The organism is Mesorhizobium sp. M1143 (assembly GCF_040318435.1).
GTDB lineage: Bacteria > Pseudomonadota > Alphaproteobacteria > Rhizobiales > Rhizobiaceae > Mesorhizobium.
Window position 1 is genome coordinate 276,894 of sequence record NZ_JAMYMJ010000002.1, and the last position, 24,121, is coordinate 301,014.

The 24,121-nt window shown below is 63.9% G+C and carries 16 protein-coding genes and 1 pseudogene; 9 read left to right on the forward strand and 8 right to left on the reverse strand.

Annotated features, from left to right (window positions below; all coding sequences use genetic code 11):
• Position 1 precedes the first annotated feature (1 nt).
• Positions 2-973, reverse strand: coding sequence for a quinone oxidoreductase family protein (locus NKH35_RS03080; protein WP_023732421.1), 972 nt, complete (start codon positions 971-973; stop codon positions 2-4).
• Positions 974-1,068: 95 nt separating this feature from the next.
• Between NKH35_RS03080 and NKH35_RS03085 the strand changes: the two genes are divergently transcribed.
• Positions 1,069-1,947: a LysR substrate-binding domain-containing protein gene (locus NKH35_RS03085; RefSeq protein WP_023732420.1), complete on the forward strand. Its 879-nt coding sequence runs from the start codon at positions 1,069-1,071 to the stop codon at positions 1,945-1,947.
• Between the two features lie 12 nt (positions 1,948-1,959).
• Here the strand turns inward: NKH35_RS03085 and NKH35_RS03090 are convergent, their stop codons facing one another.
• Genes NKH35_RS03090 through NKH35_RS03100 form a run of 3 tightly spaced genes read right to left on the reverse strand, consistent with a single transcriptional unit; the run spans position 1,960 to position 6,557 of the window.
• The gene (locus NKH35_RS03090; protein WP_023732419.1) at positions 1,960-2,898 is read right to left on the reverse strand and encodes a dimethyl sulfoxide reductase anchor subunit family protein; all 939 of its coding nucleotides are present in this window, start codon (positions 2,896-2,898) and stop codon (positions 1,960-1,962) included.
• Positions 2,899-2,901: 3 nt separating this feature from the next.
• Positions 2,902-3,630: a 4Fe-4S dicluster domain-containing protein gene (locus NKH35_RS03095; RefSeq protein ID WP_023681970.1), complete on the reverse strand. Its 729-nt coding sequence runs from the start codon at positions 3,628-3,630 to the stop codon at positions 2,902-2,904.
• A complete protein-coding gene (locus NKH35_RS03100; protein WP_352913322.1) occupies positions 3,627-6,557 on the reverse strand; it encodes a molybdopterin oxidoreductase family protein in 2,931 nt (976 codons plus the stop codon). Before NKH35_RS03100 ends, NKH35_RS03095 begins: the two co-directional genes overlap by 4 nt.
• 278 nt (positions 6,558-6,835) lie before the next feature.
• On the opposite strand from NKH35_RS03100, the gene NKH35_RS03105 reads away from it, so the two are divergent.
• Positions 6,836-7,744, forward strand: a complete 909-nt coding sequence (locus NKH35_RS03105) for a LysR substrate-binding domain-containing protein (protein WP_023732417.1) — start codon at positions 6,836-6,838, stop codon at positions 7,742-7,744.
• Here NKH35_RS03105 and NKH35_RS03110 read toward each other — a convergent pair.
• From NKH35_RS03110 to NKH35_RS03125, 4 genes are all read right to left on the reverse strand, one after another.
• Positions 7,737-8,993 (reverse strand): Hsp70 family protein, encoded by a 1,257-nt coding sequence (locus NKH35_RS03110; RefSeq protein WP_352913324.1) that lies wholly within the window; start codon positions 8,991-8,993, stop codon positions 7,737-7,739. The genes NKH35_RS03105 and NKH35_RS03110 overlap by 8 nt on opposite strands.
• 175 nt (positions 8,994-9,168) lie before the next feature.
• The gene (locus NKH35_RS03115; protein WP_023732416.1) at positions 9,169-9,960 is read right to left on the reverse strand and encodes a TIGR02186 family protein; all 792 of its coding nucleotides are present in this window, start codon (positions 9,958-9,960) and stop codon (positions 9,169-9,171) included.
• Positions 9,960-10,883: a sulfite exporter TauE/SafE family protein gene (locus NKH35_RS03120; protein ID WP_023669608.1), complete on the reverse strand. Its 924-nt coding sequence runs from the start codon at positions 10,881-10,883 to the stop codon at positions 9,960-9,962. Before NKH35_RS03120 ends, NKH35_RS03115 begins: the two co-directional genes overlap by 1 nt.
• 193 nt (positions 10,884-11,076) lie before the next feature.
• Positions 11,077-15,084 (reverse strand): peptidoglycan-binding protein, encoded by a 4,008-nt coding sequence (locus NKH35_RS03125; protein WP_352913326.1) that lies wholly within the window; start codon positions 15,082-15,084, stop codon positions 11,077-11,079.
• A gap of 479 nt (positions 15,085-15,563) precedes the next feature.
• Here NKH35_RS03125 and NKH35_RS03130 point away from each other — a divergent pair, with 479 nt between their 5' ends.
• From NKH35_RS03130 to NKH35_RS03160, 7 genes and pseudogenes are all read left to right on the forward strand, one after another.
• Positions 15,564-16,022: a MerR family transcriptional regulator gene (locus tag NKH35_RS03130; RefSeq protein WP_023669610.1), complete on the forward strand. Its 459-nt coding sequence runs from the start codon at positions 15,564-15,566 to the stop codon at positions 16,020-16,022.
• A 274-nt stretch (positions 16,023-16,296) separates the two neighbouring features.
• Positions 16,297-18,105 carry an acyl-CoA dehydrogenase gene (locus NKH35_RS03135; RefSeq protein WP_352913328.1) on the forward strand — a complete coding sequence of 603 codons (1,809 nt, stop codon included), beginning with the start codon at positions 16,297-16,299 and terminating at the stop codon, positions 18,103-18,105.
• Positions 18,106-18,337: 232 nt separating this feature from the next.
• Positions 18,338-19,507, forward strand: a complete 1,170-nt coding sequence (locus tag NKH35_RS03140; RefSeq protein WP_023696702.1) for an acyl-CoA dehydrogenase family protein — start codon at positions 18,338-18,340, stop codon at positions 19,505-19,507.
• A gap of 31 nt (positions 19,508-19,538) precedes the next feature.
• Positions 19,539-20,747, forward strand: a complete 1,209-nt coding sequence (locus NKH35_RS03145) for an acetyl-CoA C-acetyltransferase (protein ID WP_023738206.1) — start codon at positions 19,539-19,541, stop codon at positions 20,745-20,747.
• A gap of 23 nt (positions 20,748-20,770) precedes the next feature.
• The gene (locus NKH35_RS03150; RefSeq protein ID WP_352913330.1) at positions 20,771-22,990 is read left to right on the forward strand and encodes a 3-hydroxyacyl-CoA dehydrogenase NAD-binding domain-containing protein; all 2,220 of its coding nucleotides are present in this window, start codon (positions 20,771-20,773) and stop codon (positions 22,988-22,990) included.
• Positions 22,991-23,028: 38 nt separating this feature from the next.
• Positions 23,029-23,147: pseudogene (locus NKH35_RS31990) on the forward strand (thioesterase family protein); the annotation flags it as partial.
• A gap of 319 nt (positions 23,148-23,466) precedes the next feature.
• Positions 23,467-24,117 (forward strand): S24 family peptidase, encoded by a 651-nt coding sequence (locus NKH35_RS03160; protein WP_023715330.1) that lies wholly within the window; start codon positions 23,467-23,469, stop codon positions 24,115-24,117.
• The last annotated feature ends 4 nt before the right edge of the window (positions 24,118-24,121 follow it).

Below are 24,121 nucleotides of genomic sequence, written 5' to 3' on the forward strand. Positions count from 1 at the left end.
TCTACGGTATAAGCACGGTTGCGCCTGTCGTCTGCCGTGCCTCGAGCCGGCGATGCGCCTCCGCCACTTCGGCAAGCGGCATGCTTGTGTGCACCGGGATTTTCACTGCGCCGCTGAGGACGACGCTGAACAGATCCTCGCTCATGGCGACAACGTCCTCACGCCTGGCGAGATGATGGAACAGCAACTGCCAGGTGGCGAACAGCGAACCCTTTTGCATCAAAAGCATGATGTCGAATGGCGGGATCGACCCCGACGCTGTGCCGTAGCTGACGAAGGTGCCGAACGGCCGCAGGCAGTCGAGTGAGGCGGGGAAGGTCGCGTTGCCGACGCCGTCATAGACGACGTGGCAGCCTTCGCGGTTGGTGACCTCTTTCACCCGTGCGGCGAAATTCTCTTTGCTGTAGTCGATGACATGGTCGCAGCCATTGGCGCGCGCAAGTTCGGCCTTTTCGGGTGAACCGACCGTGCCGATGACGGTCGCGCCGAGATGTTTGGCCCATTGCGTCAGGATGAGGCCGACGCCGCCCGCCGCGGCATGCACCAGGATGGTATGGCCCGCCTCGACGCGAAACGTGCGGCGCAGCAGATATTGCGCCGTCAGCCCTTTCAGCATCATCGCCGCACCTGTCTCGAAATCGATGGCGTCGGGCAGATGCACGACGAAATGCGCCGGCACGATGCGTTCTTCGGCATAGGCGCCGAGCGTCTCGACATAGGCGACTCGGTCGCCAGGCGCGAAGCCGCTGACGCCTTCACCGACGGCGACGATTTCGCCGGCGCCTTCATTGCCGGGAATGAATGGCAGAGCGGGCGGCGCGTATTCGCCGGTGCGAAAATAGATGTCGACGAAGTTGAGGCCGACCGCCCGGTTGCGCACGCGCACCTCGCCCGGTCCGGGCTGGCCGATGTCGACATCTTCGTAGGCGAGCATATCTGGCCCGCCATGGCGGTGAACACGGATCGCTTTCATGGTTTTCTTCCCTGCGCTGTTTCTCTTGAGTGTGAGATAGCGCGTGGCGGGATATCATTGTAGACTGATACCGATGACATCAGAGTTCAAACAAAATGATATCTGAACAGATCGGCCTCGACCTTCTCCGCACCTATGTCGCGGTCTGCCGGCAAGGTAGCCTGAGCAGGGTCGCCGCGCAGACCGGCAAGACCCAATCGGCGCTAAGCATGCAGATGCGCCGGCTGGAGGGCCTGCTCCAACGGCACTTGTTCCAGCGCACCGGCCGCGGTGTCGTACCGACTGCGGCGGGAGAGCTCTTTCTGGGATACGCGACCCGCATCCTCGCTCTCGGCGATGAAGCAGTGGCGCGTCTGCAGCAGGCTAGCATTGGCGGCGGCGTGCGTATTGGTCTTGCCGAAGAGGTCACCACGGCCGCGCTTTCGGCCGCGCTTGGGCGGCTGCATCGCACCTATCCCGACATCAGCCTCGACGCGATGGTCGAGCACAGCGTCGCGCTGGGACGGCTGTGGAGCGAGGATGCGCTGGATGTCATGATTGCCCCGACATCCGTCGTCGCGGCCGATGCCGTGACGACATGGAACGTCGAACTGCAGTGGGTCTGCGCCCAGGACTATGTGCTGGACCATGACCGGCCACTCGATCTCGCCGCCTTCGGCGCAACCTGCCCTTGGCGCAGGCGGATGATCGAGGCGCTGGTCGCCGCCGGCCGGGAGCACCGGATCGTCCTGTCGTGCCAGAGCGTCACCGGCCTTCAGGCCGCGATCGAGAACGGACTGGGCGTTGGACTGCTTCCGCCCGAATCCGTGCGCACCGCTTCGATGCGGGTGCTGAAGACGTCAGCCGGCCTGCCCGAGCCGCTCACGGTCCAATACGGCCTTTACGCGCACGACCGCAGGACAGCTGTAATCGATGCCGCGATCGAAATCCTGCTTAAGGATTTGCCGGCGGCGCCACGAGCACGGGCCGCCTGACGGCGGGACGCTCTACCGGCCGTAATAGAGGGTGACGGTGTGCTTGGCCTCGGCGAAGAACAGCCAGCGCTCGACCAGCATGCCGGCGAACTGGACGATTGCCGCAAGCACCGACAGCACCGCTGCGAATGGCCAGGGCAAAGCGAATAAGACAGAAAGCAGCAGCAGGGCAGGCAAGGCGAAAGCCAGCAACTGCGTGATCAGCCGCAGCTTTGCGCCATGCTTGCGCGCAATCCGAAAACCCATTTCCTTGAGCAGGTAGTTCTCCTCGGTGTGCGGCCATTCCAGCGAGCGCACCGTCCCTCCGGCGAGGCCTGTCGCCGTGTTGGCGGTGGTCGCGATCTCCAGCGCGTCATTGTATCGCCACGTCGCCAGCTTCCAGCCCCAGCCGAGCAAGGTCAGCAGCAGGGCGGCTACCGCAACGGCGGTCGGGCTGATAGCGAAAGCCTGCAGCAGCGCGTTCAACAGCACGCTGCCGGTCATCGCCGAAAAGATGAGATAGCTCGGCAGCGTATACGGGCTATGCCACTGCGCGATCGGCTTCAGCGAGGCATAGATCATGCCGGTGGTGCAGACGGTGACGATTGCGCCGATAGTTGCGAGAAACCCGGCGATGGCCATCCAGCCTCCGGTGCGGCCAAAAAACACCCAGCCGATGCCGAACAGCCCGGCGGGAATGAAGGTTGCGACCGACGATACACCCTCGCGTGACAGCCAGGAGCTACGCCATTGCGAAAAGGCGCGCCAGGCGCGTTCGGGCCGGCCGAGATGGCCGGTCGACGACAAAAGGCCGGCGGCAATCAGGCCAAGCGCCAGCCCCATGCCGATAAGGCCGAGCCAGAAATGGGCCGGGATAAAACCCAGTCCGCCAAGCACGCCGAGCAGCGCCAGCAGTCCGTAGCCCGCTCCTGTAGCAGTGGTGAAGAAAACGACGGAAAAGGCTGGATGCATTGGTCAGTTCGAAAGCATGCGGTCGATCCAGCCAAGAAAACCGCCTTCGACCGTGACTGGCTCGAGCCTTGGCGCCGGCACCGATGCGGCGCGCTGGGCGCGCGGCGGCAGATATTTGTTGGTCGGCTTGTAACCCATCTCCGGCATCAGGTCGACGCCGCCACGCTCCGCCACCAGTTGCGATACCGCCGAGGTGGGATCGCCGAGGTCGCCGAAATGCCGGGCGCTGGTCGGGCAGGCGGCAACGCAGGCCGGCACGCGGTCTTCCTCGGCCAGATTGTCGTTGTAGATACGGTCGACGCACAGCGTGCATTTCTTCATCACGCCGACGTCGGTATCGAATTCGCGCGCGCCATAGGGGCAGGCCCAACTGCACAGTTTGCAGCCGATGCATTTGCTTTCGTCGATCAGCACGATGCCGTCCGACGCCCGCTTGTAGGACGCGCCGGTCGGGCAGACAGTGACGCAGGCAGGCGTCTCGCAATGCAGGCAGGAGCGCGGAAAGTTGACCGTGCGCCCGCCCGCCTCGGTCGTGTGCTCGTAGCTGTGCACGCGGTTGAACCAGACGCCGTCGACACGGCCGCCATAGGGGTCGATGTCGGTCAGTGGCGCCATGTGGCCGCCGGTGTTCCACTCCTTGCAGGCGGTGACGCAGGCCTGGCAGCCGACGCAGGTGTCGAGGTCGATGACTAGGCCAAGCTTCTTGTCTGTATGGGCGGGAAGGCAGGTCATTCCACGGCTTCCCTATGGACGCGGAACTCGGCGCCGAAGCGAAGGATGTCGGGCGAAGGCTCGACATTTGGCGGCTGGCTGAAACGCTCGAATTGCGGTTCGGTGAAGCCGGCTTCCTCATCAGAGCATTTGACAATGCGTACCCTGAGGTCGAACCACGCCGCCTGGCCGGTCACCGGATCGGAATTCGAATAGCGTTTGCCTTTCGCGTCAGCCGATGTCTGGTCGCCGATAATGTGGTTGAGCAGGAAGCCGCGGTTGCTCTCGGCAGCGTTGTCCTTCAGACCCCAGGCGCCGCGCCTTTTGCCGATGGCGTTCCAAGTCCAGACCGTATCCGCATTGACCCCGTCGACCAGCTTGATCTGTCCCTTCACTCGGCCGTTGATGCTTTCGATCCACACCCAGTCGTCGTCGGCCAGGTCGAGAACTGCCGCGGTCTGGTGGTGCACGAACAGGCGGTTCTGGCTGGTGATTTGCCGCAGCCACGCATTCTGCGAGCCCCAGGAATGATACATGTGCATAGGCCGCTGCGTCAGCGCATGCAGCGGGTATTTCTGCGGATCGACCGCGGCCTCTTCGAACGGGGTAAACCAGAACGGCAGCGGATCCATATAGGTCTCGATGCGCCGGCGTTCGCTCTCGGGCGGCTGGACGCGACCATGACCGCGCGCGGCGAGGCGAAAGCGCTGCATCGGTTCGCAATAGAGCTGGAACACGATCGGCTCGGCCTTGGGGATGAACCCCATCTGCTCTGCGAAGTCGAGATAGGAGCGGTTGGCCATCTTGTAATAGCGCTGGTCCTCAGCAAAATCCTGGTGCCAGAAGCCGCCATTGCCGATGTAGCGCTGCAACTGGTCGGGATTGACTTCGCCCTTGCCGACGGAAGTGCCGTCCTTGCCGCGCCAGCCGGCCAGCGGGCCGATGCCGGGCGTGCGTTCGTGATTGACGATGTAGTCGGCATAGTCGGCATATCTGGCCGAGCCATCGTCCTCGACGAAGCCGGGCAGGCCAAGCCGAGCGCCAAGTTCGATCAGCACCGATTGGAACGGCCTGACATCTCGGTCCGGTTCGACCACCGGATGGCGGATCGCGTCGCCCGGCCCGTCGGCATGGCTGATCGGCCGGTCGAGCAGGCTGATGCAGTCGTGACGTTCGAGATAGGTGGTGTCGGGCAGCACCAGGTCGGCGAACGGCACCGTCTCGGAATAATAGGCGTCGGAATAGATGATGAAGGGGATCTTGTAGTTACCCGCTTCGTCATGGTCGGTGAGCATGGCAATGGTCTCGACGGTGTTCATCGAGGAATTCCACGCCATGTTCGACATGTACATCATCAGCGTGTCGATTGGGTACGGGTCACCGGCCCACGCATTGCGGATGACCGTATGCATCAGCCCATGCGCGGCGAGCGGCGCATCCCAGGAATAAGCCTTGTCGATGCGCAAAGGCGTGCCGGCCTCGTCGACCAGGAGATCGTCCGGCCCGCAGACGAAGCCGAGCGGCATGCCGTCGAGCGGCGTCATCGGCCTGACCACCTTGCCGGCCGGCTTCGGTCCCGGCGGCGCCGAGCGCGGGTAGGGGGGCTTGAAACGGAAGCCGCCGGGCACGTCCACCGTGCCGAGCAGCACCTGCAGCAGGTGGATGGCACGGCAGGAGTGAAAGCCGTTGGAGTGGGCCGAGATGCCGCGCATGGCATGCATCGACACCGGCCGTCCCTTGATCGTCTCGTGCCGCCGTCCGGCCCAGTCGGTCCACGCAACCGGCAGTTCGATCGTCTGTTCGAAGGCGACGTGGGCGAGTTCGGCGGCGATCCGGCGGATGGTGTCGGCCGGAATGCCGCATCGTGCCGCGACCGCATCGGGTGCGTAGCTGTCGTCCATGTAGCGGTCGGCGATGAGCTGGAACACCGGCACACAGCGGCGACCGGCGAACGTGAAGCTGCCCGTCAGCGCCGGCTTCGCATCCGCATCGGCTCCGTTGACGGTTGTCTTCGCCACTCTGTCCCACGCGAGAAGATTGTTGTCGCTGTCGCGCAGGAACAGCCCGTCATCGGCCGCGCCCGGCTCCTGGATGACCAGCACATGGGCGTTGGTGTAGCGGAGCAGATAATCGAGATCGATGCGGCCTGCCTTGAGCAGTTCGTGGATGAGGGCGAAGACGAAGAGGCCGTCGGTGCCGGGCCGGATCCCGATCCAGTCGTCGGCAATCGCGTTGTAGCCCGTGCGGCACGGGTTGATCGACACCACCTTGGCGCCGCGCGCCTTGAGTTTACCCAAGCCGATCTTGATCGGGTTGGAATCATGGTCCTCGGCGACGCCGAACAGCATGAAGTATTTCGTATTGTCCCAGTCCGGCTCGCCGAACTCCCAGAACGAGCCGCCGATCGTGTAGAGCCCGCCGGCCGCCATGTTGACCGAGCAGAAGCCGCCATGGGCGGCGAAGTTCGGCGTGCCGAACTGGCTCGCCCACCAGCCGGTCAGCGACTGCGACTGGTCGCGCCCGGTGAAGAAGGCGAGCTTTTTCGGATCGGTTCGGCGGATATTCGATAGCCGCCCGGTCGCAATCGAAAGGGCTTCCTCCCATTCGATCTCACGGAATTCGCCCGAGCCGCGCGGGCCGCTGCGCAACAGCGGCTTCTTCAGCCGCGCCGGGCTGTAGTGCTGCATGATGCCGGAGCTGCCCTTGCCGCAGATTACGCCGCGGTTGACCGGATGGTCCTTGTTGCCGTTGATGTAGCGCACCTTGCCGTTCTTGATATGGACGTCGATGCCGCAGCGGCAGGCGCACATATAGCAGGTGGTCTTGGCAATGCTGTCGGAGACATCGGGCGAGGTGTCGACGCCGTCGCCTTCATCCGGCGCGCGCGTGTCGGCAAGCGGCCGTTGCGACGGTGCGGAATTGGCCCCGCGCGGCGCAGCTGGGTTCATGATGCCGGCGTGCTTTTGCTACCTGCGAATTTGGCCCGCGTCTTCGGTCCGGGGCCACGCATATAGTGTTCTTCAGGATGATAGCGGTCGCCGGCCAGCCGCCGCCTGAGGCCACGGGTCCAATGCGCAAACAGGGATCTGAACCGCCCGATCATTTTGTTGGCTGCGATTTGGTGGCGAATTTTTTCTAACTTTGGCAGAAAAAGTAGAATAAACCTATCGATCCGTCTAATCAGTTGTTCTTGTAAATTCGATCGGAATTGGTTCTTAATGCACACATGACGCTGGACCAGTTGCGCATTTTCGTTGCCGTTGCCGAACGCGGCCATATGACCAAGGCGGCGGAGCTTTTGGGCATCTCCCAGTCGGCGGCATCGGCCGCCATCCGCGCGCTCGAAGAGCAGCATGGCGTTCATCTGTTCAACCGTGTCGGCCGCAACATCGAGCTGGCTCAGACCGGCCACCGTTTCCTGCCCGAGGCCAAGGCGGTGCTGGAACGCGCCGCCGCCGCCCGAAATGTGCTGGAACATGTCTCGCAGACGGTCGCCGGCAGCCTGTCGATCGCCGCCAGCCTGACCATCGCCAGCTACTGGCTGCCGCGCAGGCTGGCCTCTTTCCACGAGGCCTACCCGGCGGTGCGCTTAAGCGTCAGCATCGGCAACACCAGGCAGGTCGAGGCCAATGTGCTCGACGGCACCGCCGATCTCGGTCTGGTCGAGGGGCGCACCGAGTCAGACATCCTCCGCCGTACCAAGGTCGACGTCGACAGGTTGATGCTGGTCGTCGCCGCCTCGCATCCCGAAATCGCCGAGATCGCGCCGGGCCGCCCGGATATCAGAGGGCTGCGCTGGATCATCCGTGAGGGTGGTTCGGGCACGCGCGAGGTGCTGGAGGACCTGGCCCGCCGCGAGGGGATATCGCTTGGCGACCTGCAGATATTTCTGGTGCTGCCGAGCAACGAGGCGGTTCGCCAGGCGGTCGAGGCCGGCGCCGGCGCCACCATCATCTCGGACCTCGTCGTCGGACGCGCCGTCGCCGAGGGCAGTCTCCGGTCGGTGCCGCTCGAACTGCCGAAGCGCGACTTCGCCATGATCACCCATCGCGACCGCCAGGCAAGCCTCGCCCAGATGGCGCTCAAGGCGCATCTCGGCGCTGAGGGCGGGAACCGAATCGTGAACTCTAGCTAAACTTCCGCTGCGCATCCAGCGCCAGGCCAAGGCCGACCGAACCGAACATGTCGCCCTCGATCACAGCCGCTTGCGGCACCAGCGACAGGATTTCACGCCGTGCCAGCGGGATCGCGGTCGAACCGCCGGTGAGGAATACGGCGGTGATCGCAGACGCCGTTATGCCGGCATCGGCAATCGTCTGCCGCACCGTCGCGGACACCCGCTCGATGTCGGCTGCAATCGTTTTCTCCAGGCCAGTGCGCGTGATCTCGGCTGCAAAACGCGCACCGGGCAGCGCCACCGTCACATCAGCCGAAGCCTGATCCGTCAGCGCGATCTTGGCTCGTTCGACGAGGCCGGCCAGCGCATGGCCGTAACGGTGCTCGACAATATGGATGAAGCGGTCGACAAGGTCGGCGCGGACGGCCTCGAAGCGGATTTGCCTCAGATGCGTCATCGCCTTGGCAGTATAGACGAGGTTGATGCGCTGCCACGTCGCGAGATCAATGAAATAGCTCGCCGGCAGGTTGCGCTTGCCGTCTTTTGTGGGCGTCAGGTAGCCGAGCTTGGGCATGACATGGGCAATGCTGAGCAGCCGGTCGAAATCGGTGCCGCCGATATGGATGCCGCGGTTGGCCAGGATATCGTCCTTGCGGTCGCGTGAGCGGGCGCGTTGCGGCGAAACCCGCACGATCGAGAAGTCGGACGTGCCGCCGCCCATGTCGACGATCAACGCCAGTTCCTCGCGCTTCACGTCCTGCTCATAGTCGAGTGCTGCCGCAATCGGTTCGAACTGGAAGGCGATGTGCTTGAAGCCTTGCGCGCGCGCCGCTTTTTCAAGCTCGCTTTGCGCCTTGGCATCGGCTTCCACATCGTCGTCGACGAACTGCACCGGCCGGCCGAGCACAACGTTCTCCACCGGAGCGCCGGCGTCTTCCTCAAGCCGCTTCTTCAAATGGCCGACGAACATGCCGACAATGTCGATGAAACCGATCTGCCGGGCCTTGATCCGCGTCTTCTCATGCGCCAGCGAACTGCCGAGCACGCTCTTCAGTGACCGCATCAGCCTGCCCTCGATGGCGTCGGTATAGTCGGCAATGGCGCGGCGGCCGAAATAGGTGTGACCGTCCTCGAAGTTGAAGAACACCGCACTTGGCAATGTCGGCTGTCCGCCTTCCAGCGCCACCAGCCGTGCCTGGCCGTTGCGGATCACGCCCACCGTGGAATTGGACGTGCCGAAATCGATGCCGCCAAATGCCTGGTGCATTGCAGCCTCCTGTCATTGGGCCGTCGCTGTGGCAGGCGTCGCAAGACGCGCGCCGTCCAGAGGCCGGACCGTTCTGCCGAATGATTGTGCGTGTAACCCGAGGGTTGGGAGGCGGCGGTCTATCGCAAGACTGAGAAAAGGGGAACCCCCTTTCCCCGGAAATGGGTCGTGCGCGTCAATCCCTGCGGAAGATCAGCCTGCCCAGCCAGCCGGTGATCATGGCCAGCGACACGGAGAAGACGCCGTAGAGGAAGGAGTAATCATGCGCGACGCGGAAGATCGACTGTTCGAAACCCGATTTGCGGATTTCGAGCTGGGCCGAGCTTTCCTTGAGGAACAGGCCGCTCTTGAACAGGAACGCGCGGGCTTTATGGGTTCCAACCGGGACGTTGGGCGCCAGCCGCACCGTGGCGCGAAACAGGTTCTGCGACAAGAACTGCACGCCGCCGACATTCTCGCTATAGAGGCCGGTCGCCGCCTTGCGCTCGCGCAGCGCCACGGTGAATTCCTCGATCGTCGCCGGACTGTCGGTTAGCTCGGCCGGCTGCATGTAAAGGTTGGAGGCGCCGAGCGACAGCTGCTTGTAGCTGTTGGGTTCGGTGATGTCCTGCAGCGGCCGCGTCGTGGCGACGGAGTAGGAGACCGGCACGTTCTCGAAGGTCTCGGATTCCAGGTTGACCCAGACGCCGAGCACCCGGTCCTTGCGGCGCACCACAACCGGCCGCGGCGGCCCTTCGAGCACGACGATGACGTCGTAGCGCCCCTGCCGCGCGACCAGCGGGTCGGGGTTTTCCAGCGAACCGAAAATGGTCAGGTCGGCGCCGGAAAAGCCGGCGGTGATCGACACCGCGTCGGTGGAGAGACCGATCTGGATGCCTTCCGGCAAGGGGTTCGGCGATTGCGCTGCCACCGGCAGAGCGAGGGCGAGAAGCAAAACGGCGGCCGAAAAAATCCCCCACCGCGGCATCAGTTCAGGCCCGCGGCGGTCAGCGAATAGAGGTTTGGCGGCGTGACGAAGAGATCGATGGCAAGCCGGATGGCAACCGCCAGCACCAGCAGCGCCAGCAGTGCCCTGAGCTGTTCGCCGCGCAGCTTCTGTCCTGCCTTGGCGCCATATTGCGCGCCGGCAACGCCGCCCGCCATCAGCAGGAAGGCAAGCATGACGTCGACCGTCTGGTTGGTGGTGGCGTGGACAAGCGTGGTGTAGGCCGAGGTGAAAATGATCTGGAACAGCGAGGTGCCGATGACGACGTTGGTCGGCACTTTCAAGAGATAGATCAGCGCCGGCACCATGATGAAGCCGCCGCCGACACCCATGATCGACGACAGGAAGCCGATGCCGGCGCCGAGCCCCAGCACCGGAATGACGCTGACGAACAGCTTCGAGGCCCTGAAGCGCATCTTCAGCGGCAGCCGGTGGATCCAGTTGTGCTGGCCGGATTTCTTCAAGACCGGCGCCGCACCGCTGCGCGTCGCGCGCAGCGCATTGACGCTCTCGACCAGCATCAGCCCGCCGACGGTGCCGAGCAGCACGACGTAGAGCAGCGAAATGAACAAATCGAGTTGGCCGAGCCGGCGCAGGAAGGCAAAGACAAAGATACCTCCGGTCGAGCCGACGATGCCGCCGGCCAGCAGCACCCCGCCGAGCTTGAAGTCGAGCGTGCCGCGCTTCATGTGCGACAGCGCGCCGGAGAAGGAGGAGGCGATAACCTGGTTGGCGCCGGTAGCAACGGCGATTGCCGGCGGGATGTTGTAGAAGATCAAGAGCGGCGTGATCAGAAAGCCGCCACCGACCCCGAACATGCCCGACAGGAAACCCACCGCCGCGCCCATTGCCAGCAGCACGAAGACGTTGACGGAAATTTCCGCGATCGGGAGATAGATGCCCACCCGTCAGTCTCGATCAGTTTGCCTGTCGGCGATTGCAGCCATTCCAGGGCATTGTCGCACCGAAAAGCCAATTCTTTCTTGCACCGCCGGGGCAGTGGGATCAAACCCCGCCGCCCTACCGAAACAAAAAACATCTCAAGCAGTTAACAGGCAAATGTATGGCAAGGGCGTCGCGTTAGCGACGCATCTGCCGTTATTTGTGCGCCAGCAGCGCCTTCACCAGCTTTTCGTCGATTTCGCCGGTCGCCTGCATCTTGTTGTCGGTCTGGAAAGCCATGATTGCGGTCTTGGTCTTGCCGCCCATCACGCCATCGGCGCCGCCGGCATCGTAGCCGTTCTTGTTGAGGATGAGCTGGATGTTCTTGACCGCCTTCTTCATGTCGACGCTGGCGGTGGTCTGCGGCGTGCCTTCCTGCCAGGATTCAGGAATATCGGCCGAGTTGGACGCCGGGTCGAGCGGCTTCGGCTTCCACAGTTCCGTGGCGGCGCGGGCCCGCTCCAGCTGTTCGGGGCGCAGCGCAGTGGCGACCTCGTCGCGCTTTGCAGCCGCATCCTTGTCGCCGGTCTTGGCGACGAGCGCGAACCATTTGTAGGATTCCTCCAGGCTCTGCTTCATGCCGACGCCCTTTGCCGCCAGGATGCCGAGATTGAACTGGCTGTCCTTGACGCCGACATCGGCCGCCGCCTGAAACCAGTGCGCGGCCGATTCATTGTCGGTCACGCCGTCGGCGGCCATGGCAAACAGAACGGCCAGATTGTGCATGGCGCTGGCATTACCCTGCGCGGCGGCGAGCTGGTAGAAGGTCTTTGCCTTCTTGACGTCGCGCGTGACGCCGATGCCCTTCTCGTAGAAATTGCCGATGCGGTATTCCGCCGGTGCGAAGCCGAGCTCGGCCGACTTTTCGTACCATTTGGCCGCTGCCGCCATGTCTTCCTTGACGCCGCGCGATTCAGCATAGCGCGAACCGAGTTCGAACAGCGCCTTGGCGTCACCGCCGGCAGCCGCGTCGCGCAAGGCTTGCGGGCCGGCATCGGCCGGAACGTCTATCTTGGCCACGACAGGTGTTACCGCGGCATCAGCCGGCGGAACGGCGCCGGTAGTATCCGAGGCCGTCGTATCCGAGGCCGAGGGCGCCATGACGGCGGCCGCAGGCTGCGCGTCGGCAGCCGCCGGTTCCGCAGTGGCGGTCCTCGGCAGCATTGCATTTGGCGCGGGGGCCGGATCGGCCAGAGCCACCGGCGCTGGCACGGGTTCCACGGCCGGCATTTCGGGCTCGGCGATCGAGGCCGCATTCATTGGCGCATCGTTGCCAGCTGCCGGTTCCGTGGGCTCCGCCTGCTTGACGGTCCGGGCCGGCGCGTGCTGCACGGCCACCTGCGCGTCTGCCTTGGGTTGGCTGGCAGCGTTGACCGAAGCAGTCTCGACCGGCTGCGAGGCGACGATCGGCGCTGTATCGTTGCTTGCGACCTCGACCGGGTCGGCGAAGAAGGCCTTGCCCAACTGGAGGCCGGCAAGCGCCAGCATGATCGCGACCGCTCCCATCAGTATCGGCTTGCGCCGCGCCTTGAGCAGGTCGCCGATACGAAGCGCCTTGACCGGGCCCTTCATGGTGGACTGGCGTTTCAACGCGTCGGCCTCGGCGGCCGCGGCCTGCGCCGCGCGCCTGGCCGCGGCGATGAAGTCGGATTTCGACGCATCGCCGGTGCTTTGGCGCGCCGGCGGACCGCGCTCGTCGCGTACGCGCTTCATGATGGCGTTGAGGTCGGGCGCGCCGGAGCCCGGCTCCAACGGCCGGTTGGCGAGCTTCGGATCGAGCGGCTCGTCGAGATCGACGCTCGGCAGGTCGACATTGGGCCCCGAGCCGGCAAGCGGCGGCATGTCAGCCGGCTTCTTGCCCCTGAAGGCGCGCGCAAATCCACCGAACAGCGACTTCTTGGCCGTGGCTTCGCCTTTCTCGGCAATCCTGTCGGAACCGAGCGCTGCCTGGGCAGCGGCCGCGGCAGCCTCGGCTGGCGAGCGCCGCACGGGTTCGCTGCCCATGACCGGGTCGCTACGCGTACCCGGGTCGCTACGCGTACCCGGGTCGGCGCGCATATCCGGCTCGCTGCGCATGATGGCGGCGGCGCGGCCGTCGAGATCGGCCATGTCTCCGGTCAGCGGCAGCGGCTGGTCGATATCCATCGATGGCGCGTCCTGCACCGAAATCTTGGAGGCGCGTGCAGCGCGGGCCCGCCGCGCCGGCTCGGCCTGGGCATCCAGAAGCTCGCTCACCGCCTCGGCCGGTTCGCTGGTCTCCAGCGAGCCCAGACGATCGACGATCTTGAGCAACGTGTCGTGGATAGCCTCGAATGTCCGTGAATTGCGCTCGTCCGAACGGCGCGTCAGCGCTTCCAGCGTCTTCAGATCCTGAGCAAGGCCGGTAACGGCCGCGGTGTTGGCGTTGGAATCTGCCAGCGAGCGCACGGCGCTCTCGGCTGCTTCGCGTGCCGCGCCCAGAATGGATTCGCGGGTTCCGGCCAGCGACTTCTCGATTTCGTTGAGGCGCGGGCTGATGTCCTCGAATTCCGGCAGCGGCGTGCCGGGCTTCGACAGATGCGCCGATAGGCTGGAGACCTGCGCCTCAAGGCTGCGGATCAGTGCCGGATCGATGCGGGCGACCTGCGCGGCCGACGATTCCAGCCGGCTTGAAATGTCTTCGAGCCGGCTTTCCAGGCCGCGGATCGCCGCCTCGTTGGCAGGATCGGGAATGCGCGTCTCCATGCGTTGGGCGAGCGCGGTGAAGCGTGCGTCGATGGCGTCCATGATGCCGGCGCTGTCAGCCTGCGGCTGGCGCTGGTCCAGCCGGTCGGCAACCTCGTCCAGCCGCCGCTCGAGATCGCGAAACAGCATGTTGCCCTGTTCGATGGCATCGCCCTGCCGACGTTCCATCATGCCCGACAGCACGTCGAAGCGCTGTTCCAGACCCTGGAAGATATAGTCGGCGTCGGGCATGGCCGGGGCGCGGTCGATCTTGTCGGCGATCATCGCGATCTGCTTGCCGAGGCGCTCCATCGCCTGTTCCGGCAGATTGGCGCGGCCGGCAAGCTCGTCGACCCTGTTCGACAGCGTGCTGAGACGGTCGAGAACCTCGCCGCTCGGACGAACCTGCACGACTTCCTCGATCTGCTGCGCCAGCGAGGCGATCCGCTTCTCGATGCGTTCAAAGGGTTCGGGGTCGAAGGAATTGGCCTGTGCGGCGACGGTCGAGGCGACGATGGCGCGCGAAATCTCATCAAGCCGTTCGTCGATCAGGCCAAGCGTGTCGCCGCCGCGGTTGCTCTGCTGGCTGACGAAATGATCGACGGCGCCGGCAAGGGTGCGGACCTTTTCTTCCATCGAGCGCAGCGACAGCGATTCCGGCAGATTGTGGACGGCATTGCTGATCTGTTCGAGCCGGTCGGTCAGGGCCGAAAATCCGGGGCCGTCGGCACGGTTGCGCTGGTCGGCGTCGACACGGTCCTCGAACGCGCTCCAGCGGCGGTCGAAATCGTCCCAGCGGCGGTCGACCTTCAGCACGCTTTCCTCGCGCGCCAATGTGTCGAGCGCCGTCTTTACCTGCTCGAGCTCGAGCCGCAGCATGTTGACGCTTCGGTCGTCGCTCTTCTCGGCCAGCGTCTGGATGGCGCCGGACAGCCGCTCGAATTCGACGCCGAGTTCGGCGCTGCCCTTGCCGGGCAAGCCGCCTGCCTGACCACCCGATTGGTTGCTCGCCTGGAAGGCCCGTTCGATGTCCTTGCGCAACGCGGCGAATTCGCGCTGCAGGCCGGCCGTCATCTGATGGCGCAGTTCCTCGCGCAGGCCACGCAATTCGCCGGCGATCTTGCCGACCACGGCGACGCTGTCTTCTTGGCCGCGCACGCGGTCGATGTCGCGCGCGATCGCCTGATAGTTCTGGTCGAAGCCGGCCGGCCCGGCGCCTTTCGGCCGCGGCGTGGGCTGCGGGTCCTCGTACCAGCGCGGCGGGGCGTAGGGCTGGGCGCTTGCGTAGCGCGGCTCTGCCGGCGGCCGGCGCGGATCGAAGCGCTCGGCGGCGTCCTCGCGCTTGCGCTCCAGCCGCTGCTCCAGCGTTTCCAGCGAGCGGTTCAATTCATCAAGTGTGGTGTTCGGCCTGCGCGGCCTGCCGGCGTTGAGTGTATCGAGATAGGACCGCTTGCTGTTCATCGATGCGTCCGTTTTTCAGAATGGCCGGCTTGCTGCCAGTTTCCCAAGTCCTTGTCGGGAACGAAGGCGGCCGCGCGGCACTGCTGCGGCGGAAGACGAGCTTCCCGGGCCAGGCCCGCTCTCCGAAAAACCGTGAAAAATTCGCTACAGGATAAACACGGGTGACCGACATCCGCACATTTCACCCATCGTGGTAAACAAGGTGTTAACCAAGCTTAAGAAGTTACGGCATTGCTGAAATACAGGCGGTGCCCGTTCGGACCCGGCGCCGGGGGTGCGGCATAAGGTTTCGCAATCCCAGAACGCCCTTGCGTCATGCGGCGGCTATCGATATAGAATTGACGTAAACGTAAGAGGGGCGCCGTTCGTGCCTTTTGCGATGAATTAGTTGAAACCACGACTGGAAGCATGCCCCCGCTTCCACTCAGGCGTTGCAAGGTCCGAGACCGCGATGCCACGACAGGGGAAAGCCAGTGACTATGAAACTTGTTTCGCCCGGCGAAGCCGCGGCCAACACCAACAATATGTCTGCCGAAGCCAGTGAGGAGCTCGTGCGCATCGGCGAGATGGCCAAGAAATACGGCGTGACGCTGCGCACGCTGCGTTTCTATGAAGACAAGGGCCTGCTCAATCCGAAACGCGATGGGGCAACGCGCCTCTACACGCGCCGCGACAAGGCGCGGCTGAAGCTGATCCTCCTCGGCCGCAAGGTCGGGTTCTCGCTGCGCGACGTCAAGCAGATGATGGATCTCTACGATCCCACGGGATCCAACACCAAGCAATTGCGGCTGGCTCTCGACAAGTCGGAGAAGCAGCTAGCCCGCCTGCAGAAGCAGCGCGCGCTGATCGACGACGCCATCAACGAGCTGAGCGGCTCGATGTCGGCCGTGCGCCAGATGCTGTCCGAGCGTTCGGCCCCGGCCAGCGCCGCCAGCTGATTTTGCTCCGCAGCTCCCGGCGAAAGCTTTGAACTTAAGAGCCGCGCAGCCGCCCGCGCGTCTCTTTTTGTTTGACCCCCCTCGCTTTGCACAAAGCCATGCACCGCTCCTGCCGATAGGCTGGCATAGGTAAATTTTGTCCCGGCGACAAAATTGACGTTTACGCAAACGTCAATTTTTGCTATCCCGCTTTCAACATTGGCCCGCATGCCGCCCCAACCTCATGTTTCGGGGCTCGATCTCGCGGCCAAGACCCGCATGGTGGAGGAAACACATGCCGATTTACAGGGCGCCGGTCCAGGACACGCTGTTCGTGCTCAACGAGGTGCTGGGTTATCAGCGCTACTCCAACCTTCCCGGATTTGCCGACGCGACGCCCGACGTTGTCGAGGCGATCCTCGCCGAAGGCGCCAAGCTCGCCGAAAACGTCATGCATCCTCTGAACCGCGTCGGTGACATGGAAGGCTGCGTGCGCCATGAGGACGGCTCGGTGACGACGCCGAAGGGCTTCAAGGAAGCCTACGACCAGTATCGGGAAGGCGGCTGGATGGGACTGGCGGCGCCCGTCGAGTTCGGCGGCCAGGGGCTGCCCTATGCCGTGCACACCGCGGTTGCCGAATACATGGTTTCGGCCAACATGGCGCTGATGATGTATCCCGGCCTGACGCAAGGCGCGATCGCGGCGATCATCACCCACGGCACCGACGAGCAGAAGGCGACATGGCTTCCGAAGCTGGTCGAGGGGTCCTGGACCGGCACCATGAACCTGACCGAGCCGCATTGCGGCACCGATCTCGGCCTGCTGCGCACCAAGGCGGTGCCGAACGGCAACAGCACCTACAAGATTTCAGGCCAGAAGATCTTCATCTCGGCCGGCGAGCACGACATGTCGGAAAACATCGTCCATCTCGTGTTGGCCCGCATCGAAGGTGCGCCGGCAGGCGTGAAGGGCATCTCGCTGTTCATCGTGCCAAAGCTGAAGCTCGATGCCTCGGGCAATCCGGGCGAGAAGAACACGCTCTCCTGCGGTTCGATCGAGGAGAAGATGGGCATCCACGGCAATTCGACTTGCGTCATGAATTATGACGAGGCCGAAGGCACGCTGCTCGGTGAGGCCAATGGCGGCCTGAAGGCGATGTTCACGATGATGAACGAAGCCCGCCTCGGCGTCGGCCTGCAGGGCCTGTCGCTGTCCGAGATCGCCTACCAGAACGCGGTCTCCTACGCCAAGGACCGGCTGCAGGGCCGCTCGCTGTCGGGCGCCAAGGCGCCGGACAGACAAGCCGATCCGATCATCGTTCATCCCGACATCCGCCGCTCGCTGATGACCATGAAGGCCTTCAACGAGGCCGGCCGCGCGCTGGCGCTGTGGACGGCGATCAAGTCCGACATCGCGCACCGCTCAGCCGACGACAAGGATCGCCAGGCGGCCGACGACTATACAGGCCTGCTGACGCCGGTGATCAAGGGCGTGCTCACCGACAAGGGCTTCGACCATGCCGTCATGGCGCAGCAGGTGTTCGGCGGCCACGGCTACATCGAAGAACACGGGATGAGCCAGTTCGTGCGCGATGCCCGCATTGCCATGATCTATGAAGGCGCCAACGGCATCCAGGCGCTCGACCTCGTCGGCCGCAAGCTTGGTCTGAATGGCGGCCGCGCCGTGCAGGCCTTCTTCAAGGACGTCGGCGAGTTCTGCGAGGAGAACCGCGCCGACGAGAAGCTGGCGCCGTTCACCAAGGCGCTGAAGAAAGGCCTCAACGATCTGCAGGCGGCGACGATGTGGCTGGTGCAGAACGGCATGGCCAAGCCCGACAATGCCGGTGCGGCCTCGACCGATTACATGCATCTCTTCGGCCTGGTGGCGCTGGGCTACATGTGGGCGCAGATGGCCAAGGCCGCGCTCGGCAAGACCGGCGCCAATGGCTCCCAATCTGTCCACGAAAATGGGGCTTTCTACGACAACAAGGTGGTGACGGCGCGCTTCTTCATGGAGCGGATCATGCCCGAGACATCGGCACATCTCGCCCGCATTTCCAGTGGTGCGGACACGCTAATGGCGCTGCCTGCGGAAGCGTTCTAGAAATGGCTGGCGTCCCCCTCCCCCTTGAGGGGAGGGTGGCCCGAAGGGCCGGGAGGGGTCCTTGCGTGCAGTGCGCCGGCTGGTTGGCGCTTTGGTAGGAGATGATCGCAATGGCCCAAACCCGCGTCAATTCCGAAGATAAGGTCGAGCACGTCATCGGCGACCCCACCCGACCGCTTCGCGGCCACCCTCCCCTCGAGGGGGAGGGGGACGTTGGCGCGGGAGAAACGGCATGACAAATCCAGCCGAAGTGCTCTCCTTGCCGAAGCCCGCCTGGGCGGCGGACGAGGTCGGCATGCTCTACGACATGGCGCACCGCTTCATGTCGGAAGAGATCGCGCCGCGTTACGACGAGTTCGAGAAGAACGAGATGGTCGACCGCGAGAGCTGGCGCAAGGCGGGTGCCGCCGGCCTGCTCTGCGCCTCTATGCCGGAGGAATATGGCGGCTCCGGCGGCACCTTCGCGCATGAGAGCGCCATCATCGAGGCGATCGGCCATGTCGGCGTCGACGGTTTCGGCATCGGTCTCCACAACGCGATCGTTGCTCCTTACATCCTTCACTACGGCTCGGAAGAGCAGAAGAAGAAATGGCTGCCGAAACTGGCGACCGGCGAACTGATCGGCGCCATCGCCATGACCGAGCCGGGCGCCGGCTCCGACCTGCAAGGCGTCAAGACGCGCGCCGAGAAGGACGGCAACCAGTACAAGATCAACGGTTCGAAAACCTTCATCACCAATGGCCAACTGGCCAATTTCATCATCGTCGTCACCAAGACCGATCCGGCCAAAGGCGCCAAGGGCACCTCGCTGATCGTCGTCGAGGCCGACGAGGCCGAAGGCTTCGAACGCGGCCGCAACCTCGACAAGATCGGCCTGAAGGCCAACGACACGTCGGAGCTGTTCTTCAATGATCTGCGCGTGCCGACCTCGAACCTGCTTGGCCACGAAGAGGGACAGGGCTTCATCCAGCTGATGCAGCAATTGCCGCAGGAGCGCCTGCAGATCGGCACCGGCGCCATCGCCATGATCGAACGCGCCCTGGCGCTGACCATCGACTACGTCAAGGATCGCAAGGCCTTCGGCAAAGCGATCATCGAGTTCCAGAACACCCAGTTCAAGCTCGCCGAACTCAAGACCGAGGCGACCATCGGCCGCGTCTTCTACAATGATTGCGTCACCCGCCACATCAATGGCGGGCTGGATCCGGTGACGGCGTCGATGGCGAAATACTGGCTCTCGGACCTGCAGGGAAAAGTCGTCGACGAATGCCTTCAATTGCATGGCGGCTATGGCTACATGAATGAATATCCGATCGCCCGCATGTTCCGCGACGCCCGCGTCCAGCGAATCTACGGCGGCACCAACGAGATCATGAAATTGCTGATCGGCCGCTCTCTCTGAGAGCGACGTCGGCAAAGCAAGGAGCAAGCAAATGGCTGAAGCTTATGTCTATGACGCCGTGCGCACACCGCGCGGCAAGGGCAAGAAGGATGGCTCGCTGCACGAGGTGCCGGCGGTGCGGCTTGCGGCCAGGACGCTTGAAGCGTTGCGCGACCGCAACGGCCTCGACACTGCAAACGTCGACGACATCATCTTCGGCTGCGTCGATCCGGTCGGCGAAGCCGGCTCCGTCATCCCGCGTGCCGCCGCCTTCGAGGCCGGCTACGACAACAAGGCGCCGGGCATGCAGATCTCGCGCTTCTGCGCCTCAGGCCTCGACGCCATCAATTTCGGCGCCGCCAAGATCGCTCAAGGCGCCGACGAGATCGTCATTGCAGGCGGCGTGGAATCGATGTCGCGCGTCGGCATGGGCGCCTCGGGCGGCGCCTGGTTCATGGACCCGTCCGTCGGCCTGCCCGGCTGGTTCGTGCCGCAAGGCATATCGGCCGATTTGATCGCCACCAAGTATGGTTTTTCGCGCGACGACGTCGATGCCTATGCGGTCGAGAGCCAGACGCGCGCCGGCAAGGCCTGGGCCGATGGCCGTTTCAAGAACTCCGTCATACCGATCAAGGACCAGAACGGCCTCACCATCCTCGATCATGACGAGCATATGCGGCCGTCGACCGACATGCAGTCGCTGGCCTCGCTCAACCCGTCCTTCGTCATGCCTGGTGAAATGGGCGGCTTCGACGCGGTCGCCGTGCAGAAGCACCCTGAGGTGGAAGAGGTCAATCACGTCCACCATGCCGGCAATTCGTCGGGCATCGTCGACGGTGCCGCCGCAGTGCTGCTCGGCTCCAAGAAGGCCGGCAAAACGATGGGCTTGAAGCCACGCGCGCGTATCCGCGCCTTTGCCAACATCGGCTCCGAGCCGGTGCTGATGCTTACCGGTCCGGTCGACGTCACCGAGAAGCTTCTGAAGCGCGCCAAGATGAAGCTGTCGGATATCGACCTGTTCGAGCTTAACGAGGCCTTCGCCTCGGTGGTGCTGCGCTACATGCAGGCATTCGAAATCCCGCACGACAAGATCAACGTCAATGGCGGCGCCATCGCCATGGGCCATCCGCTCGGTGCCACCGGCGCGATGATCCTGGGCACGGTGCTGGACGAGCTCGAGCGCCGCGATTTGAACACCGCTCTGGTGACGCTCTGCATCGGCGCCGGCATGGGCACCGCAACGATTATCGAACGCGTCTGATTTTCGGCCGGAAGGAGAGAGACATGACTTATACAAACTTCACGGTCGACACCGACGCAGACGGCATCGCGCTGGTCACCTGGAACATGCCGGACCGCTCGATGAACGTCTTCACCGAAGAGGTAATGAACGAGCTCGACAAGATCATCGACCAGGTGGTGGCCGACGCCGCCATCAAGGGCGCGGTGATCACCTCGGGAAAGGACAGCTTCTCCGGCGGCGCCGACCTGACCATGCTGCAGAAGATGCTGGCCGTATTTGCCAAGGAGAAGACCAAGGACCCGGAGAAGGCGGCACAGCTTCTGTTCGACAATGCCGGCCGCATGGGGGGCCTGTGGCGCAAGCTCGAAACGTCGGGCAAGCCCTGGGTCTCGGCGATCAACGGTACCTGCATGGGCGGCGCGTTCGAGCTGTCGCTGGCCTGTCATGGCCGCGTTGCCGCTGACTCCGAAAAGGTCAAGATGGCCTTGCCGGAAGTCAAGGTCGGCATCTTCCCCGGCGCCGGTGGCACCCAACGCGTGCCGCGCCTGACCGACCAGCAGCAGGCGTTGCAGATGCTGACCACCGGCCAGACGCTGTCGCCGCAGAAAGCCAAGGCGATGGGGCTGATCCACGAGATCGCCGAACCCGGCAAGCTGATCGAGACCGCCAAGGCGATGATCAGGAACGGCCTGAAAGCCGTCCAACCCTGGGACGAGAAGGGCTTCAAGCTGCCCGGCGGCCTGATCTATTCGCCCGCCGGCTTCAATCTGTGGCCGCCGGCCATCGCCATCCTGCGTCGCGAGACCTACGGCAACTATCCGGCCGCCGCGGCCATCCTGAAATGCGTCTATGAGGGCCTGCTGGTGCCGTTCGACACCGGTCTGCGCATCGAACAGCGCTATTTCACCGAAATCATGCAGTCCAAGAAAGCAGCAGCGATGATCCGCTCGCTGTTCGTCTCGCTGCAGGAGCTCAACAAGGGCGCCCGCCGTCCGGCCGGCGTGCCGGAGACCAAGTTCAAGAAGATCGGTATTCTCGGCGCCGGCTTCATGGGCGCCGGCATCGCCTTTGTCACCGCCAAGGCCGGCATCCCGGTCGTCCTGCTCGACCGCGACATGGCGTCGGCCGAAAAAGGCAAGGCGCATTCCGACAGCCTGATCTCCGATCAGGTCAAGAAGGGCCGCGCCAAGCCCGAGGAGAAGGACAGACTTCTGTCGCTGATCACGCCGACGGCCGACTATGCCGATCTCGCCGGTTGCGATCTGGTGGTCGAGGCGGTTTTCGAGGATTCGGCCGTCAAGAAGGCTGCCACCGAGCAGGCCGAAGCCGTGCTGAAATCGTCGGCGATCTTCGCCTCCAACACTTCGACCATCCCGATCACCGCGCTGGCCAAGAATTCGGCGCGGCCGAAGAATTTCGTCGGCATCCACTTCTTCTCGCCGGTCGACAAGATGATGCTGGTCGAGATCATTCTGGGCAAGAAGACCGGCGACAAGGCGCTGGCCACCGCGATCGATTTCGTGCGCGCCATCAAGAAGACGCCGATCGTCGTCAACGACACGCGCGGCTTCTACGTCAACCGCTGCGTGCTGCGCTACATGTCGGAAGCCTACAAGATGCTGATCGAAGGCGTTCCGGCGCCGATGATCGAGAATGCCGCCAAGGCCGCCGGCATGCCGGTCGGCCCGCTGGCGCTGACCGACGAGACGGCGATCGACCTTGCCCAGAAGATCATGAAGCAGACCGTCAGGGATCTCGGAGACAAGTCTGTCGACCCCAGGCAGATGGCGCTGATCAACACGCTGGTCGACACCCATGGCCGCTTCGGCCGCAAGAACGGCAAGGGTTTTTACGACTATCCGGCCAAGCCTGCCAAGAAGAAGCTGTGGCCGGGGCTGAAGGACCTCTACCCGCAGCTGAAGGCCGAGAAGGTCGATTATGAGGAACTGCAGCAGCGCCTGCTGGTCACCATTGCGCTGGAAGCGGCCCGGGTGATGGAGGAAGGCATCGTCACCGATCCGCGCGAGGCCGATGTCGGCTCGATCCTCGCCTTTGGTTTCGCGCCATTCACCGGCGGCGCGCTGTCCTATATCGACGGCATCGGCGCCGGGGAGTTCGTCAGAATAGCCAAGGGCCTGCAGAAGAAATACGGCGCCGAGTTCAAGGCGCCCAAGCTGCTGCTCGACCTGGCGGAGAAGGGCGAGACCTTCTACCAGCGCTTCGATCCCTATGCAAAAGGCGAGGTGCAGAAGGCCGCTTGAGCTAGCGCCCCATGTACGTCTGAGGGCGCCTTGCTTGCATGATGGCCACGACAAGGCGCCGTGGCCCTTACGCGGTCGGCAGCGAAAGTCGGCTGGCTTTTCGCTGCCTGCCGACATCGACTTCAACCTCCATCTCAACAACGCCCGCTACATGATGCTCGCCGGCCTCGCGCATGACCCCGAAAATCGGAATCGATTTTCGGAAAGGATCATGCGCCAAATCAAATGCTACTGCGTCCTTGGCGCGTCCAATAGGACGCTTGCCCGCTCCGTTCAACCGCGGCCGCCGACCGAGGCCGAGCGGGTTTGCATGACCTCCCACCAAGGATTGCGCAGCCTTGCCAAGGCAGTTTGAGGCATCCATGACGACTTCGCCGCACACAGCTTTTTAGGGGATCGGGCCGCGCGCCGGTGGACAATCGGATGACCGCGCGTTAGAAGGAAAAGGTATTTTTTCCTGTTTTGAGGAGAGCGAATTGCTCTCGCATGACCGAGTTTGGGCAGCCATCGACGCTCTCGCCGAGCGCTATTCATTGTCGGCCTCCGGCCTGGCCCGGCGAGCCGGTCTGGACTCCACCGCTTTCAACAAGTCGAAGCGGCTGTCCTCGGATGGGCGACCGCGCTGGCCCTCGACCGAATCGCTGGCCAAGATCATCGAGGCGACAGGCGCTTCGCTCGACGAATTCACCGGACTGGTCGAAGGCCGCGCCAAGACAGCTTCGGGCTCGTTAGCCCCGCAGCGTTCAGCGGTGCCGCTGCTCGGCTTCGCCCAGGCCGGCGCCGGCGGCTTCTTCGATGATGCCGGCTATCCCTCAGGCCAGGGCTGGGACCTTGTCGAGCTTCCGGCACGGGCGACCGAAACCTCCTATGCGTTGAAGGTGCAGGGCGATTCCATGCTGCCGCTCTACCGCAATGGCGATGTGCTGATCGTCGAGCCGGGCGCCGCTACCCGCAAGGGCGACCGCGTCGTCGTCAAGACCAATGCCGGCGAAGTCATGGCCAAGGTGCTCGACCGCCAGACGACGAAATCGATCGTGCTGATTTCGCTCAACCCCGACCATCCGGACCGCGACATCGCGATGCGCGATGTCGAATGGGTGGCGCGGATCGTCTGGGCAAGCCAGTAGGTCT